At 72.4% G+C, this 15,913-nt stretch carries 12 protein-coding genes; 9 read left to right on the top strand and 3 right to left on the bottom strand.

The features are described 5' to 3' along the window. Positions 1-465: 465 nt before the first annotated feature. Both GA0070623_RS05905 and GA0070623_RS05900 read right to left on the bottom strand, forming a co-directional pair. Positions 466-1,461 (bottom strand): acetylxylan esterase, encoded by a 996-nt coding sequence (locus GA0070623_RS05905; protein WP_067305802.1) that lies wholly within the window; start codon positions 1,459-1,461, stop codon positions 466-468. 15 nt (positions 1,462-1,476) lie between these two features. Beyond that, the gene (locus GA0070623_RS05900) at positions 1,477-2,517 is read right to left on the bottom strand and encodes a LacI family DNA-binding transcriptional regulator (protein ID WP_067305798.1); all 1,041 of its coding nucleotides are present in this window, start codon (positions 2,515-2,517) and stop codon (positions 1,477-1,479) included. A 282-nt stretch (positions 2,518-2,799) separates the two neighbouring features. Here GA0070623_RS05900 and GA0070623_RS05895 point away from each other — a divergent pair, with 282 nt between their 5' ends. The 9 genes from GA0070623_RS05895 to GA0070623_RS05855 all read left to right on the top strand — a co-directional run bounded on the left by GA0070623_RS05895 (position 2,800) and on the right by GA0070623_RS05855 (position 14,313). Further along, positions 2,800-5,184 (top strand): beta-xylosidase/alpha-l-arabinosidase, encoded by a 2,385-nt coding sequence (locus GA0070623_RS05895; RefSeq protein WP_067305795.1) that lies wholly within the window; start codon positions 2,800-2,802, stop codon positions 5,182-5,184. A gap of 10 nt (positions 5,185-5,194) precedes the next feature. Next, the gene (locus GA0070623_RS05890) at positions 5,195-6,160 is read left to right on the top strand and encodes an ABC transporter permease (protein ID WP_067305792.1); all 966 of its coding nucleotides are present in this window, start codon (positions 5,195-5,197) and stop codon (positions 6,158-6,160) included. After that, on the top strand, positions 6,157-7,098 hold the full coding sequence (locus GA0070623_RS05885; RefSeq protein ID WP_231932683.1) for a carbohydrate ABC transporter permease: 942 nt from the start codon (positions 6,157-6,159) through the stop codon (positions 7,096-7,098). Before GA0070623_RS05890 ends, GA0070623_RS05885 begins: the two co-directional genes overlap by 4 nt. Positions 7,099-7,170: 72 nt before the next feature. Next, a complete protein-coding gene (locus GA0070623_RS05880; RefSeq protein ID WP_067305789.1) occupies positions 7,171-8,784 on the top strand; it encodes an ABC transporter substrate-binding protein in 1,614 nt (537 codons plus the stop codon). Between the two features lie 75 nt (positions 8,785-8,859). Next, a complete protein-coding gene (locus GA0070623_RS05875) occupies positions 8,860-10,431 on the top strand; it encodes a GH39 family glycosyl hydrolase (RefSeq protein WP_067305786.1) in 1,572 nt (523 codons plus the stop codon). Next, positions 10,428-11,111 carry a DUF624 domain-containing protein gene (locus GA0070623_RS05870; RefSeq protein WP_067305782.1) on the top strand — a complete coding sequence of 228 codons (684 nt, stop codon included), beginning with the start codon at positions 10,428-10,430 and terminating at the stop codon, positions 11,109-11,111. Before GA0070623_RS05875 ends, GA0070623_RS05870 begins: the two co-directional genes overlap by 4 nt. Next, a complete protein-coding gene (locus tag GA0070623_RS05865; protein WP_067305779.1) occupies positions 11,108-13,312 on the top strand; it encodes an alpha-glucuronidase in 2,205 nt (734 codons plus the stop codon). Before GA0070623_RS05870 ends, GA0070623_RS05865 begins: the two co-directional genes overlap by 4 nt. Before the next feature lie 137 nt (positions 13,313-13,449). Next, positions 13,450-13,893, top strand: a complete 444-nt coding sequence (locus tag GA0070623_RS05860) for a helix-turn-helix transcriptional regulator (RefSeq protein ID WP_067305776.1) — start codon at positions 13,450-13,452, stop codon at positions 13,891-13,893. 9 nt (positions 13,894-13,902) lie between these two features. Next, entirely contained in the window at positions 13,903-14,313 is a 411-nt protein-coding gene (locus GA0070623_RS05855) for a VOC family protein (protein ID WP_067305773.1), read from the top strand. Positions 14,314-14,376: 63 nt separating this feature from the next. Here GA0070623_RS05855 and manD read toward each other — a convergent pair whose 3' ends face one another. After that, positions 14,377-15,585, bottom strand: a complete 1,209-nt coding sequence (manD, locus tag GA0070623_RS05850) for a D-mannonate dehydratase ManD (protein ID WP_067305770.1) — start codon at positions 15,583-15,585, stop codon at positions 14,377-14,379. Positions 15,586-15,913: the final 328 nt, after the last annotated feature.

Genomic DNA, 15,913 nt, shown 5'->3' with positions numbered 1-15,913 from the left:
GGACGGGGACGGGCCGGAATGCGGGCAGCTCGTGCTGCTCATGGAAACTCCCTGTGGTGGCGCGCGGGTGCGCGGTGCGGGCGGTGCAGCACGGCGGTCGTCCCGGAACGGCGCCGTCTCGCCCGGCTCGTGGACGAGGGGGTACCTCGGCTGTCGGCTCACCGGTGCGGGCCGACAGCGGTGTCCCGGCGGCTTCCCTGGGGCGACGGGCGAGGTGCGCCGTGCGCGACGACCAGGAACCCGGACTCGTCGACGGTCCTGGATGCCGCGTGCCGACGGCCACCGACTCCCCGAAGGGGACAGACCGGTGAGGCACGGCGGGGAACGTGCCCTGCGCTCCCGCCGGGTGCACCATATCGTGTTATCGCTAACATCGGCAACAGATCGGTACGCGACGATGTCAGGATGGGTGGTCCCGGTCGTCGGGTGCCGGCGCGTGGCCCGGCCGGCGGCACCGGCCGGCCGTCAGCCCGCCGGGTGCGCGGTGGGCCGCAGCAGCGCGTCGAGCCAGCGCACCTGCCGCCCGACGTGCAGCGCCTCGCCGCCCTCGTGGCCGTTGAACGGGTAGGCGTGCAGCTGGAGGGCGGGCCGCTCGGCCCGGCCGTTCGCCGTGCCGTACTGGTTGTGGGCGGCGAAGCCGGTGCTCGGCGGGCACACGTTGTCCCGCAGCCCGATGCCGAAGTGCGCCGGGGCGGTGGCCCGCCGGGCGAAGGTGACCCCGTCGACGTAGGACAGCGTGTGCCGGACGGCCTCCTCCGCCTGCCGGTGCACCGCCAGGTACCGGGCGATCTCCCCGTACGGGGCGGCGTCGGTGAGTTCGATCCCACGCTGGACGTCGCAGAGGAACGGCGCGGTGGTCAGCAGCGCCGCCAGGTCGTCGCGCAGCCCGGCGACGGCCAGGGCGAGCCCACCGCCCTGGCTGTTGCCGGCCGCCACGACCCGGTCGGTGTCCACCCCGGGCAGTGCGCGGACGGCCTCGACCGCGCGCACCGCGTCGGTGATCAGCCGGCGGTAGTGGTAGTCGTGCGGGGCGAGGATGCCCCAGGTGGCGGGCCACGGTCCACCGGGAGCGCCGTGCGGGTCGGGGGTGTCGCCCGCGCCGTGCAGCCCGGACTGGCCCCGGTTGTCCATCAGCAGGTGCGCGTATCCGGCCACCGGCCAGGTCAGCCGCTCGTGCGGCAGGCCCCGCCCGCGCCCGTAACCGGCGAACTCGACCACGGCGGGCAGCGGGGCGTCGACCCCGGCCGGGCGGGTGTACCAGGCCCGCACCGGGTCACCGCCGAAACCGGCGAAGGTGACGTCCCAGGTGTCGACCAGGCGCAGGCCGGTCCGGTACGGCTGGACGTCGACGAGCACCGGTCGGCTGCGCGCCGCGTCGAGGGTGCTCCGCCAGAACGCGTCGAAGTCGGCGGGTTCGACGACGCTCGGCGCGTACCGTCGCAGTTCGTCGTGCGGGGTCATGGGCTCCTCGTCGGGTCAGTGCCGGCCGGCGGCCGGCGGCGCGGTGCTCTCCCGGACGACCAGCTCGGTCACCAGGTCGATCCGGCTGGTGGCCACCGCGTTGCCCCGGGCCAGCTCCAGCAGCATCTGGGTGGCGGTGCCGGCCATGTCGCGCAGGGGCTGGTGCACGGTGGTCAGCGGCGGGTCGGTCCAGCCGGCGACCGGCAGGTCGTCGTACCCGATCACCGACAGGTCGACCGGCACCCGCAGGCCGAGCTGACGGGCGGCCCGGAGCACGCCGATCGCCTGGAGGTCCGAACCGGCGAAGATCGCGGTGGGCCGGTCCGGCCCGGCCAGCAGCTCCAGTCCGTGGGTGTGTCCGCCGTCGACGTAGAAGCTGCCGTAGCGCACCAGGTCGGCGTCGAGGGGCAGGCCGACCTCGTCGTGGGCGGAGCGGAAACCGGCGGCCCGGGCCTGGCTGCACAGCACGTCCCGTGGCCCGGAGATGACCGCGATCCGCCGGTGCCCCAGCTCCATCAGGTGCCGGGTGGCCAGCAGGCCGCCGTTCCAGTTGTTCGAGCCGACGGTCGGCACCGAGGCCGAGGTGGCGCTGTCGGTGTCGACGACCACGAACGGGATGTGGTGCTCGGTGAGCAGGAGCTGTTGCGGCGGGGTCGGGTGGCAGAGCACGAAGAGCAGACCCAGCGGACGCCGGGCGACCAGGGCGTCCAGCCGACGCGGCGCGGGCCGGTGTGCCCCGTCGAGTTGGGAGATGGCGATCCCGAGGCCGGCGGCCGAGGCCACCGCCTCCACCCCGCTCATGATCTCCATCGCCCAGCCGGAGTTGAACTCGTGGAAGACCAGGTCGATCTGGTCGGTGCCGAGCGAGCGGCGGCGGATGCGGCGGCGGTAGCGGTGCCGTTCGAGGCTCTCCTCGACCCGGGCCCGGGTCTCGGCGGCGACGTCCGCGCGCCCGTTGAGCACCTTCGAGACGGTCGCCACCGAGACGCCGACCTCTTCGGCGATGGTGGCGATGGTGGCCGAGGCCTGGGGGGTGAGCGGGCGGGACGCGGTCATCGAAGCCTCACCGGGCGCTTCCGAAAGTTTCGAGGGACTCTAGCATGTCCAACCGGAAAAGCGAGACGGATATCGATAGAGCATTTCGACGGGGGTGAATGCACCTTCCGGGAGGAACGCTGACACATATCCGATTTGAGCCCCTTGACATGCCCCGGCGGTCCCTCCTAAGTTGCCGAAAAAGGTAACGCGCTGTTTACGAAATTTTCGAGCCCTCCCCGGTGTCGCCTGCCGTGCGGCGCAGCGCGGGACGGGGGAGCGGTCGAAGGTGAGGGGTGTGGCATGAGAAGTCAGGTGCCCGTCGACGAGGGCCCGGCACGACGCGACACCCTGCCCTGGCGCGACCGCCGACGCTCCCCCGCGGAGCGGGCCGACGCGCTGGTCCCGCTCATGTCGGTGGAGGAGAAGATCGCCCAGCTCGTCGGGGTCTGGGTCGGCGCGGAGGCCTCCGGTGAGGGGGTCGCCCCGCACCAGGCCGACATGATCGCCGAAGGCCCGCCCTGGAGCACCCTGATCCGGCACGGCCTCGGCCAGCTCACCCGCCCCTTCGGCACCGCGCCCGTCGACCCGGTCGTCGGGGCGCGCTCGCTGGCCGCCTCCCAGGCGCAGATCGCCGCCGCGAGCCGGTTCGGCATCCCGGCGCAGGTGCACGAGGAGTGCCTCACCGGCTTCGCCGCCTGGCGGGCCACGGTCTACCCGGCCCCGCTGGGCTGGGGCGCCTCCTTCGACCCGGAACTCGTCGAGGAGATGGCCGGCCGGATCGGCCGGTCGATGCGCGCCGTCGGGGTCCACCAGGGACTGGCCCCGGTGCTCGACGTCACCCGGGACTACCGCTGGGGGCGTACCGAGGAGACCATCGGCGAGGACCCCTACCTGGTCGGGACGACCGGCGCGGCGTACGTGCGGGGTCTGGAACGGGCCGGCATCGTCGCCACCCTCAAGCACTTCGCCGGCTACTCCGCCTCCCGGGGCGGCCGGAACCTCGCCCCGGTGTCGATGGGCCGCCGGGAACTGGCCGAGGTGATCCTCCCGCCGTTCGAGATGGCCCTGCGCCTCGGCGGTGCCCGCTCGGTGATGAACTCGTACGCCGAGATCGACGGCGTGCCCGCCGCCGCCGACGAGGGCCTGCTGACCGGGCTGCTGCGCGACGAGTGGGGCTTCACCGGCACCGTCGTCGCCGACTACTTCGCGGTGCGCTTCCTGCAGACCCTGCACGGGGTGGCCGGCGACGCCGCCGACGCCGCCCGGCTCGCCCTGCGGGCCGGCATCGACGTGGAGCTGCCCACCGTGGACGCCTTCGGCGAGCCGCTGGTGGCGGCCGTCCGGGCCGGCGAGATCGACGAGGCGCTGATCGACCGCGCGCTGCGCCGGGTGCTGATCCAGAAGATCGAACTCGGGCTGCTCGACGAGGACTGGCGGGAACTGCCCGACGACCTGGCAGAGGCACGGCTCGACGACGAGGCCAGCCGGGACGTAGCGGTGCGGCTGGCCCGCGAGTCGGTGGTGCTGCTGCGCAACGACGGCGTGCTGCCGCTGGCCAGCGACGTCCGGGTCGCCCTGGTCGGGCCGGTCGCCGACGACCCGATGGCCCTGCTGGGCTGCTACTCCTTCCCCAACCACGTCGGCGTCCGGCACCCCGACCACGGGCTCGGCATCGACCTGCCCTCGCTGCACGACGAACTCGCCCGACGGGTTCCCGGACTGGTGCACGAGCCGGGCTGCGCCATCACCGGCGACGACACCACGGGCATCGCCGCGGCGGTCGCCGCCGCCGCGGCGGCCGACGTCTGCGTGCTCGCCGTCGGCGACCGGGCCGGCATGTTCGGCCGAGGCACCTCCGGCGAGGGCTGCGACGCACCCGACCTGCGGCTGCCCGGCGTCCAGGCGGAACTGGTCCGGGCCGTGCTCGACACCGGCACCCCGGTGGTCCTGGTGCTGATGACCGGCCGACCCTACGCGCTGGGCCCCGAGTACGACCGGGCCGCCGCCGTCGTCCAGGCGTTCTTCCTCGGCCAGCGCGGCGGGCAGGCGCTCGCCGAGGTGCTCACCGGTGCGGTGAACCCGTCCGGGCGACTGCCGGTCAGCGTTCCGCGCGACGCCGGTGGCCTGCCGGGCACCTACCTGACGCCGCCGCTGGGCCGGCGCTCCGAGGTGTCCTCGATCGACCCCACCCCGGCGTACCCGTTCGGCCACGGGCTGAGCTACACCACCTTCGCGTGGTCCGACCCGGTGGCGTCGGGCGGCACCGCGGCCGGTGGACCGCCGGCCTGGCCGGTCGACGGCGAGACGACGGTCCGGATCACCGTGCGCAACACCGGGGGCCGGGCCGGCACCGAGGTGGTCCAGCTCTACCTGCACGACCCGGTCGCGCAGACCACCCGCCCGGTGGTCCGGCTGGTCGGCTACGCCCGGGTGCCGCTGGACCCCGGCGCGTCGGCGCAGGTCAGTTTCGTGGTACCGGCCGACGTCGCGTCGTTCGTCGGGCGCGACGGCCGGCGCATCGTCGAACCCGGCGACGTCGAGCTGCGGCTCGGCCGTTCGAGCGGCGACCCGGCGGCGGTCGTGCCGCTGCGGTTGACCGGCGTCGAGCGGGAGGTCGGCGTCCGGCGGCAACTGCTCACCTCGGTGCGGGTCGAGCCCGCCACGACCGGCCGGCACGCCGGATAGGAGGCCCGGCATGACATCCGAGACGCTTCGGCCGGCCCCGGCGGCCACCGCCCCGCCGTCGCGACGGCGCCGCCGCCAATCCTGGGGGCGGGCGCTGCGCCGGGACTGGCAGCTCTACTCGCTGGCCGTCCTGCCGCTGGTGTTCTTCCTCGTCTTCCGGTACCTGCCGATGCTCGGCAACGTGATCGCCTTCCGCCGGTTCACCCCCGGCGGCAGCGTGTTCGGCGAGTACTGGGTGGGCCTGCGGTACTTCCGGCTCTTCCTCGCCGACCCGACCTTCTGGCAGGTGTTCACCAACACCCTGGTGCTGGGCATGCTGACCCTGCTGTTCTGCTTCCCGCTGCCGATCGTGCTGGCGCTGCTGCTCAACGAGGTCCGCACCCGGCGGCTCAAGCGGTTCGTCCAGTCGGTGTCCTACCTGCCGCACTTCCTGTCCATCGTGATCGTGGCGGCGATGGTGATGCAGCTGCTGTCGATCGACGGCTCGGTCAACCAGGTGATCCGGGGGGTCGGCGGCGACGCCGTGCCGTTCCTGCAACAGCCGGGCTGGTTCCGGGCCATCTACGTCTCCTCGGAGGTCTGGCAGACCGTCGGCTGGGGGACGATCCTCTATCTGGCGGCGCTCACCACCATCGACGAGAACCTGTACGAGGCGGCCCGGATCGACGGGGCGAACCGCTGGCGGCAGACCTGGCACGTCACGCTGCCGGGGATCCGGCCGACGATGGTGACCCTGCTGATCCTCAACATCGGGACCTTCATGGCGGTCGGGTTCGAGAAGATCCTGCTGCTGTACAACCCGTTGACGTACCCGACCGCCGACGTGATCTCCACGTACCTGTTCCGGTTGGGCTTCGAGTCCAGCAACTTCAGCTACGCCGCCGCCATCGGCCTGTTCGAGGCGGTGATCGGGCTGATCCTGGTGCTGGGCGCCAACACCATCTCCCGGCGCACGGTGGGGACGAGCCTGTGGTGACCGTGGCACCCGGCACGGCCGGACCGAAGACCCCGGCAGTCCGGCGTCCCCGCCGCCGGCCCGGGATCCGCCCGACCCGGGGCTACCGGGTGTTCCAGGCGGTCAACGGGATCGTGCTGACCCTCGTGGTGATCGTGACGCTCTACCCGTTCGTCAACATCGTGGCCCGGTCGCTCAGCGACGAGGCGCCGATCATCGCGGGCCGGGTCAACCTCGTCCCGCAGGGCTTCAACCTCACCTCCTACCGGCTGGTGATGTCCGACCCGATGTTCTGGACCAACTACCGCAACACCGTGGTCTACACGGTCGTGGCCACCGCCATCTCGATCGTGCTGACCACCTGCTACGCGTACGTGCTGTCCAAGCACCAGCTCAAGGGGCGCGGGGTGCTCGTCGGGATCGCCGTGTTCACCATGTTCTTCTCCGGCGGGCTGATCCCCAACTACGTGCTGATCACCAGCCTGGGGATGAAGAACAGCATCTGGGCGGTGGTGCTGCCCAACGCGATCAACGTGTTCAACCTGCTGGTGATGAAGGCGTTCTTCGAGAGCCTGCCGGTCGAGCTGGAGGAGGCCGCCGCCGTCGACGGGCTGAGCACGTACGGCACCCTGCTGCGGATCGTGCTGCCGCTGTCCAAGGCGATCATCGCGACGATGCTGCTGTTCTACGCGGTGTCCTTCTGGAACTCCTGGTTCACCGCGTTCCTCTACCTGGACCAGCAGGACCTGCTGCCGGTCACGGTCTACCTGCGCAACCTCATCGCCGGGGCGACCGGGGCGCAGTCGGCCGGCGGTGTCGCCGAGTCCGACGCGGTGCAGGCGGCGGCCACCATCCAGTCCGTGACCATCGTGCTCACCACCCTGCCGATCCTCGCGGTCTACCCCTTCGTCCAGCGGTTCTTCGTGTCCGGCGTGATGCTCGGCGCGGTCAAGGGGTAGCCCGGCCCAGCTCCATCCCTGCACCACACACCCTCGAAAGGACGAGCCGTGTTCCACAGAACGTGGCGCCGGATGGCGATAGCCACTGCCGGGCTGCTCACCCTCTCCCTCCTCGGGGCCTGCTCCGAGGACGCCGCGGAAGGCAAGAACCTCGACGGCAACCGCGTCGGCGCGATGTCCGACTACGGCTCCGGCACGCAGTTCAAGGCGACCGAGCCGCTCTCCTTCTCCATCCTCTACAACAACCACCCGAACTACCCGCTCAAGGACGACTGGCTGTTCTGGTCGGAGCTGACCAAGCGGACCAACGTCAAGCTCGAACCGGTGGCCGTGCCGCTGAGCGACTACGAGCAGAAGCGCAGCCTGCTGATCGGCGCCGGGGACGCCCCGCTGATCATTCCGAAGACCTACCACCCGTCGGAGAACGCCTTCGTCTCCTCCGGCGCGATCCTCCCGGTGAGCGACTACCTGGACCTGATGCCCAACCTCAAGGACAAGATCGCCAAGTGGAACCTCCAACCGGAGTTCGACACGCTGCGACAGTCCGACGGCAAGTTCTACCTCCTCCCCGGCCTGCACGAGAAGCCGTGGGCGGAGTACTCGATCGCGATGCGGACCGACATCCTCCAGCAGCTCAACCTCCCGATCCCCAAGACCTGGGACGAGCTGTACACCGTGCTGAAGGCGATGAAGGCGCGCTACCCCGACACCTACCCGTACTCGGACCGGTGGAGCAAGCCGAACCCGGGCGGGGAGCTGTTGAGCATCGTCGGCGCCGCGCACGGCCTGCGGACCGGGTGGAGCTGGAACCCCGCCACCTGGGACCCGACGGCCAACAAGTTCGTCTACACCGGCGCCACCGAGCAGTACAAGCAGGTCATCGTGTACCTCAACAAGCTGGTCGCCGAGAAGCTGCTCGACCCGGAGAGCTTCACCCAGACCGATGAGCAGGCCCGGCAGAAGCTCGCCAACGGCAAGTCCTTCGTCATCGGCAGCAACGCCCAGACGCTGGTCAACGACTACCGCCCCGACCTGGCCAAGACCCTGCCGAACGCCAAGCTGACGAAGATCCCGATGCTGGTCGGCCCGGCCGGCGAGATCAATCCGGCCAGCCGGCTGGAGAACGGCATCATGATCTCCAAGAAGGCCCGGGACAGCAAGAACTTCGTGGCGATGATGCAGTTCATCGACTGGCTGTACTACTCCGAGGCCGGCGAGGAGTTCGCCAAGTGGGGCGTCGAGGGCACCACCTTCACCAAGGACGCCGCCGGCAAGTACACCCTGACCCCCGACGTCGACATGATCGGGCTCAACCCCAAGGGCACCAAGCACCTGCAGAAGGACTTCGGCTTCGGCAACGGGGTGTTCGCCTACGGCGGCAAGCTCGACCTGGTGCAGTCCTTCTTCTCCCCGGAGGAGATGGAGTTCCAGAACGTGATGAACGCCCGCAAGCCGCTGCCGGTGGACCCGCCGGCCCCGCTCACCGACGAGGAGCGGGAACAGGTGTCGCTGTGGGAGACCCCGCTGAAGGACCACGTCGTGCAGAACACGCTGAAGTTCATCCTCGGCCAGCGCCCCCTCACCGAGTGGGACGCCTACCTCGGTGAGCTGAAGGCCAAGAACGCCGACCAGTACATCGGGGTGGTCAACAAGGCGTACGAGCGGTTCAAGAAGGACAACGGCTGACCGTCCGGTCCGGCCGGGGCGTGGTGCCCCGGCCGGACCGGTCACCGACCCGGCGACTCCCGGAGGACGACGACGATGCGGACCACCGTTCCGGCCCACCCCGTGGGGCGGCTCACCGACGCCTGGCGGCAGTGCGTCGGCACCGGCCGCTTCGAGCTGGCCCTGCGCCGCGACTACCAGGACTCGCTGGCCCTGATCCAACAGGACATCGGCTTCCGGCACATCCGCGGCCACGGACTGCTCAGCGACGGGGTGGGGGTCCACCGCCCCTACCAGTACGGGGGCGAGCGCCGGGTGCACCACTCCTTCACCTACGTCGACCAGGTCGTCGACGCCTACCTCGGGCTGGGCATCCGGCCCTTCGTGGAGCTGGGCTTCATGCCCGAGGCGCTGGCCTCCGGCGAGCAGACGGTGTTCTGGTGGCAGGGCAACGTCACCCCGCCCCGCAGCTGGTCGGAGTGGGCCGACCTGGTCCGTGCCACGGTGGCCCACCTGGTCGACCGGTACGGCCTGGACGAGGTGCGCGGCTGGCCGATCGAGGTGTGGAACGAGCCGAACCTGGCCGACTTCTGGCAGGGCGCGGACCGGGCCGCCTACCACCGCCTCTACGAGGTCACCGCGCACGCGGTCAAGGAGGTCGACGCCGGGTTGCAGGTCGGCGGCCCGGCCATCTCGCCCGGCGCGGACGACTGGTGGGAACCGTTCGCCGAGTTCGTCACCGCCCGCGACGTGCCGGTCGACTTCGTCAGCCGGCACGCGTACACCTCCGGCCCGGCCCAGCACGTGCCCTTCGGCACCCACCAGACGCTGACTCCGGCGTCGGCGCTGCTGGAGCAGTTCGCCGCGCCCCGCCGGCACCTGTACGGCACCGCGCTGGCGGACCTGCCGGTGCACATCACCGAGTTCAACTCGTCCTACCGGCCGGACAACCCGATCCACGACACCGCCTTCCACGCCGCGTACCTCGCCCCGGTGCTGGCGGCCGGCGGCGACCTGGTCGACTCCTTCTCGTACTGGACGTTCAGCGACATGTTCGAGGAGACGGGGGTGCCGACCGCGCTGTTCCACGGCGGGTTCGGCCTGCTCACCCACCGCCAGATCAAGAAACCCACCTACCACCTGTACGCCTTCGTGGCCCGGCTCGGCGACGAGGTGCTGGCCCGTGGGCCGGACCACCTGGTCACCCGGCACCCCGACGGCCGGGTCGCCATCCTGGCCTGGGCGCCGGTGGACGTGACCGGCCGCGCACCGGTACCCGAGCGGCACCCGTTGGCCCTGTCGGTGCCGGTGGACCCCGCCCCGGCGGCGACCGCGCCGGAGGTCACCTCGGCCTTCCTGCTCCGCTCGTCGGTCAGCGAGGAAGCCGGCAACGCCTGGGCCGCCTGGTCCGAGATGGGCCGCCCCCGGTCGCCGCGCCCCGGTCAGCTCGACGCGCTGCGGGAGGCCGCCGAGCCGGTCCGCTCGCACCGTGCCCTGCCGGTCGTCGCGGGTCGGGTCGAGATCGACCTGACCCTGACCCGGCACGAGGTCACCCTGGTCGAGTTGGCCGCGGTGCGCGACGAGACGCCGCCGTGGTGGGACGCGGCCCGCCTGCTCGGCGAGCCGCCCCCGGCGACCGCGCCGACCGGCCGGGACGTACGGCCGTGAGCACGCAGCCCTGGCGGGAGGTCGGCGACGGGCCGTTGTCCCGGGCCGCCGCCTCGGTCTACACGGTGCTCGTCGTCGGGCTGCTGCTGATCCTCGCCGTCCTACCCGGCCTGGTCCCACTGCTCCTGCTCCGCCCCGACGCCAGCAACCTGCCACTGGTCGCGCTCTGTCTGCTCCCGGTCGGCCCGGCGCTCTCCGCCGCCCTGTACGCCCTGCACCATCAGCGCCCCGACCTGACCGACCTACGGCCCGCCGCCTGGTTCCGGCAGGGCTACCGGGCCAACCTGCGGCAGACGCTGTGGATCTGGGTGCCGGTGCTGCTGTGGCTGACCGTCATCGGGGTCAATCTCAGCTACCTGTCCGCCGCGGTCGTCCCGGCCGGCTGGGCGGTGCCGCTGGTCGGCGTCGGGGTCGGCGTCGCGCTGGTCGGCGGGAACGCCCTGGTGATCGCCGCGCTGTTCGCCTTCCGCACCCGGGACGTGCTGCGGCTGGCGCGGTACTTCCTGGTCCGTACCCCCGGTGTCACCGTCGGCACCCTGCTGTTGCTGGCCGCCGCCGGGGCGCTCACCGTGGGGGTCTCCGAGCTGGTGCCGGTGCTGCTGGCCGGGCCGTTCGCCCTCGCGTACCTGCGGATCTGCACCCCGATGATCGACATTGTGCGGAAGGAATTCACCGGATGAGCCTGCCCGTCACCGCCCAGCACGCCGCTGCGGGTGGACCGGCTGACGAGACCGCGTCGACGACCGGCGCGGACCCGACCCCACACGCCGCCTGGCTGCCGCCGGAGGTGTTCCGGCCGCTCGGGACACGCCGGGTCCTGGTGCACGGCGCGGGTCTGCTCGTCGACACGGTCTTCGCCGAGGTGGTGCGGGCCTGCGCCGGGCACGGCGGCCGGGTGGACCGGTCCGCTGCCGGTCCGTCGTCCGCCGCCGCGCCGGAGCACGGTGCTGCGCCGCCGCGCCCGGAGGGGGAGCCGGCGGCCGGCCCCGTCGACCTGGTGCTCGCCCTGCGCGGTCCGCACCCGCTGCCACCGGCGGTGCCGCCCGGCGCGGCGGCGGCCCCGGCCGGGGACGACGGGCCGCTCGGCGACGAGGGGTTCCTGTCGACCCGGGTCGACGGGGTGACGGTGGTGCTGGCCGACGCGCCGGCCGGGCTGCTGTACGGGCTGTTCCACCTGGTCCGCCTCGGCGAGGCCGCGTTCACCGGGGACCGGCCGGCGCGGGCGCACCGGCCGGCGCTGCGCCGCCGGATGCTCGACCACTGGGACAACGTGGCGGTGCACCCGGACATGGGGCAGGTGGAGCGGGGTTACGCGGGCGGTTCGATCTTCTGGCACGACGGCGGCCCCAACGGCGACCGGGACCGGCTGCGGGCGTACGGGCGGCTGCTGGCGGCCACCGGGGTCAACGCGATCTCGGTGAACAACGTCAACGTGCACGCCACCGAGGCGCGGCTGCTCACCGACCGGCTCGACGACGTGGCCGACCTCGCCGACCTGCTGCGGCCGTACGGCATCCGGGTGCACCTGTCGGTGACCTTCGCCGCCCCCGTGGTCCTCGGTGGCCTGCCCACCGCCGACCCCCTCGACGACCGGGTGCGGGACTGGTGGGACGAGACCACCCGGCGGGTCTACGCCCGGATCCCCGACTTCGGTGGGTACCTGGTGAAGGCCGACTCGGAGGGGCAGCCCGGCCCGGCCACCTACGGGCGGGACCACGCCGACGGGGCGAACCTGCTCGCCGGGGCGCTGGCCCGGCACGGGGGAGTGGTGCACTGGCGGGCGTTCGTCTACGACCACCGGCGGGACTGGCGGGACCGCTCCATCGACCGGGCCCGCGCCGCGTACGACCACTTCGCCCCGCTGGACGGGCGGTTCGCCGACAACGTGGTCCTCCAGGTGAAGTACGGCCCGGTGGACTTCCAGCCCCGGGAGCCGGTGTCGCCGGTGATCGCGGCCATGCCGGCCACCCGGTTGGCGGTGGAGTTGCAGGTGACCCAGGAGTACACCGGCCAGCAGTGGCACGCCTGCTACCTCGCCCCGCTGTGGAGCGAGGTGCTCGACTTCCGGCCGTGGGGGCCGCCGGAGCGGACCGTCGCCGACGTGCTGGCGGGCGTGCCCGGCCCGGAGCCCCGCCGCGACGGCGACCTGGTCGCGGTGGCCAACGTGGGTGACGACCGGTTCTGGTGCGGGCACCCGCTGGCCCAGGCCAACCTGTACGCCTTCGGGCGGCTGGCCTGGGATCCGTACCTCGATCCCGCAGCCGTCCTCGACGAGTGGATCGATCTGACCTTTCCCGCCCCGACGGTCGGTGACCCGGCCCTGGTGCGGGAGACGCTGCACGCGGTGCTGGACGACTCCTGGCGTACCTACGAGCGGTACACCGCCCCGTTGGGGGTCGGCTTCATGGTGGATCCGGACGGCCACTACGGCCCCGGCGTGGACGGCTACGAGTACAGCCGGTGGGGCACCTACCACTACGCCGACCGGGACGGCGTGGGGGTGGACCGGACCCGGGCGACCGGCACCGGTTTCACCGGCCAGTACCCGCCGCCCTGGTCCCAGGTGTACGAGTCACCCGAGCGCTGCCCGGACGAGCTGCTGCTCTTCTTCCACCACGTCCCGTACGGCCATGTCCTGCACAGCGGCGTCACGGTGATCCAGCACATCTACGACACCCACTTCGCCGGGGTGGAGCAGGTGGGGGCGATGCGGGACCGCTGGGGTCGGCTGGCCGGGGTGGTCGACCAGGGGGTGCACGACCGGGTCGCCGAGCGTCTCGACGAGCAGCTACGCTGCGCGATCGAGTGGCGGGACCAGATCAACACGTACTTCTTCCGCAAGTCCGGGGTGCCCGACGCCCGGGGCCGCCGCATCTACTGACCGGCGGCGACCGGCACCAGCCGCACGGTCGCCGCCGGAGCCGGTCGGCGGCGTCGTCCGGCCTGCCGGCGGTCAGCCCGTCCCGGACCGGGGCGGGTCGGGCCGGCGGTGTCGGTGGGACGTGGCACGATCGCGGGGTGAGCAGCAGAGCGGCGTCCGAGCAGCGGTTGCGTGACCTGGCCCGGTTGCGCCGGGTCCGGGACCGGATCGACCGGGAGTACGCCCGGCCGCTGGACGTCGAGGCGCTCGCCCGGGGGGCGCACATGTCGGCCGGGCACCTGAGCCGGCAGTTCCGCCGCGCCTACGGTGAGTCACCGTACTCCTACCTGATGACCCGGCGGATCGAGCGGGCGATGGCGTTGCTGCGCCAGGGCGACCTGAGCGTCACCGAGGTCTGTCTCGCGGTCGGCTGCGCGTCGCTGGGCACCTTCAGCACCCGCTTCACCGAGCTGGTGGGCATGCCGCCGAGTAGCTACCGGGCGCTGGCCGCGCAGCGGCCGGCGCACCTTCCGCCGTGCCTGACCAGACAGGTGGCGCGTCCGGTCAGGAATCGAGAAGCACCGGCGGCGATTCTCACCTAGCGTGACGGCATGGATCTCACCATCGACACCTGTGTCCTGCCGCACGAGGACCCGGACGCCTCGCTGGCCTTCTACCGTGACGTGCTCGGCTTCGAGGTCCGCAACGACGTCGGGTCGGGGCGGATGCGCTGGATCACGGTCGGCCCGCCCGGCCAGCCCGGTACGTCGGTCCTGCTCGCCCCGCCGGCGGTCGACCCCGGCGTCACCGACGAGGAACGCCGCACCATCGCCGAGATGATGGCCAAGGGCACCTACGGCTGGCTGATGCTGGCCACCCCCGACCTGGACGGCACCTTCGAGCGGGTGCAGGCCGGCGCCGCCGAGGTCGTCCAGGAGCCGATCGACCAGCCGTACGGGGTGCGCGACTGCGCCTTCCGCGACCCGGCGGGCAACCTGATCCGGGTCAAGGAGCTGCGCTGAGCGGGTCGGCGGGCAGCCCACCTCCGGGTCGGCCGACCGTCGGCGGCCCGGTGACGCCCCGGCTCACCAGGGGTGGACGGTGCCGTCCTCCAGCCGGTTGACCGGCAGGTACGCCGGGGCGTACGGGTAGCGGGCCGCCGCCTGTTCGTCGATGTCCACCCCGAGGCCGGGGGTCTCCGCCGGGTGCAGGTAGCCGTCGGCGTAGTGGTAGCCGTGCGGGAAGACCTCGTCGGTGGCCTCGGTGTGCCGCATGTACTCCTGAAGGCCGAAGTTGGGGATGGCGAGGTCGAGGTGCAGGGCGGCGGCCATGCAGACGGGGGAGAGGTCGGTGGCCCCGTGCGAGCCGCTGCGCACGTGGTGCAGCGCCGCGAGGTCGAAGATGCGCCGCAGGTGGGTGATCCCGCCGGCGTGCACGACCGTGGTCCGGATGTAGTCGATGAGCTGTTCCCGGATGAGCTGGGCGGCGTCCCAGACGGTGTTGAACACCTCGCCGACGGCGACCGGGGTGGTGGTGTGCTGCCGGATCAGCCGGAAGCCCTCCGGCAGCTCGGCGGGGACCGGATCCTCCATCCAGGTCAGCGCGTACGGTTCGAGGCTCTTGCCGAGCCGGGCCGCCTCGATCGGGCTGAGCCGGTGGTGCACGTCGTGCAGCAGCCGCAGGGTCGGGCCGAACTCGTCGCGTACCCGGGCGAAGACGGTCGGCACGTGGGCCAGGTACCGCGGGGTGGACCAGGTGGCCTCGCTGGGCAGGGCGGCGTCGGCCGGCTCGTAGAACAGCTTGTCGGCGCTGACCCCGTAGGTCTTCGGCAGGCCGGGCACGCCGCACTGCACCCGCACCGCCCGGTAGCCGAGGTCGACGTAGCGGGCGACCTCGACCAGCACGTCCTCGACGGTCTCGCCGTTGGCGTGCCCGTAGACGGTGACCCCGTCCCGGGACCGGCCGCCGAGCAGCTGGTAGACGGGCAGGCCGGCGACCTTGCCCTTGATGTCCCACAGCGCGGTGTCCACGGCGGCGATCGCGCTCATCGTCACCGGTCCGCGCCGCCAGTAGGCCCCCTGGTAGAGGTACTGCCAGGTGTCCTCGATCCGGGCCGGATCCCGCCCGATCAGCAGCGGCACCACGTGGTCGCGCAGGTACGACGCGACGGCCAGCTCCCGGCCGTTGAGGGTGGCGTCGCCGACGCCGGTGACCCCCTCGTCGGTGACGATCTTCAGGGTCACGAAGTTGCGGCCCGGGCAGGTCACGATGACCCGGGCGTCGACGATCCGCACACGGCCTCCCTCGGATGGCGACGAAGGCCGTCCGGTCCGCCTCGCGCGGACGAAGGCCGTGGTCCGTCCCGCGCGGGCGGCCGGTGGGCGGCGTCGACGCCGGTGACGCCGGCGGTCGACCGTCCGGCCCGGTCTCCGGCCCGTCGCGCGGTCGCCCCGAAGTCTGGAACCGCCCGCCGAGGCGTGTCAAGGGTCGGCCCGGCCGACCGGATGTGACCGCTCACCTGATTCGACGTATGCCGATCATTCGACGGCTGGTCGGAGGGGTGCGTACGGACCCGGTGGCAGGGCTGCCGAAGATGGTTACGGCAGTGTTACACGGATGCGC

The sequence above is a fragment of the Micromonospora rifamycinica genome, assembly GCF_900090265.1.
Taxonomy (GTDB): Bacteria; Actinomycetota; Actinomycetes; order Mycobacteriales; family Micromonosporaceae; genus Micromonospora; species Micromonospora rifamycinica.
This window is presented reverse-complemented; position numbering and strand designations above follow the sequence as displayed.

Excerpts from the sequence above, each read along its gene's own strand:
- GA0070623_RS05905 (WP_067305802.1), bottom strand. The coding sequence starts at position 1,461 with ATGACCCCGCACGACGAACTGCGACGGTACGCGCCGAGCGTCGTCGAA.
- GA0070623_RS05900 (WP_067305798.1), bottom strand. The coding sequence starts at position 2,517 with ATGACCGCGTCCCGCCCGCTCACCCCCCAGGCCTCGGCCACCATCGCC.
- GA0070623_RS05895 (WP_067305795.1), top strand. The coding sequence starts at position 2,800 with ATGAGAAGTCAGGTGCCCGTCGACGAGGGCCCGGCACGACGCGACACC.
- GA0070623_RS05890 (WP_067305792.1), top strand. The coding sequence starts at position 5,195 with ATGACATCCGAGACGCTTCGGCCGGCCCCGGCGGCCACCGCCCCGCCG.
- GA0070623_RS05880 (WP_067305789.1), top strand. The coding sequence starts at position 7,171 with ATGGCGATAGCCACTGCCGGGCTGCTCACCCTCTCCCTCCTCGGGGCC.
- GA0070623_RS05875 (WP_067305786.1), top strand. The coding sequence starts at position 8,860 with ATGCGGACCACCGTTCCGGCCCACCCCGTGGGGCGGCTCACCGACGCC.
- GA0070623_RS05865 (WP_067305779.1), top strand. The coding sequence starts at position 11,108 with ATGAGCCTGCCCGTCACCGCCCAGCACGCCGCTGCGGGTGGACCGGCT.
- GA0070623_RS05855 (WP_067305773.1), top strand. The coding sequence starts at position 13,903 with ATGGATCTCACCATCGACACCTGTGTCCTGCCGCACGAGGACCCGGAC.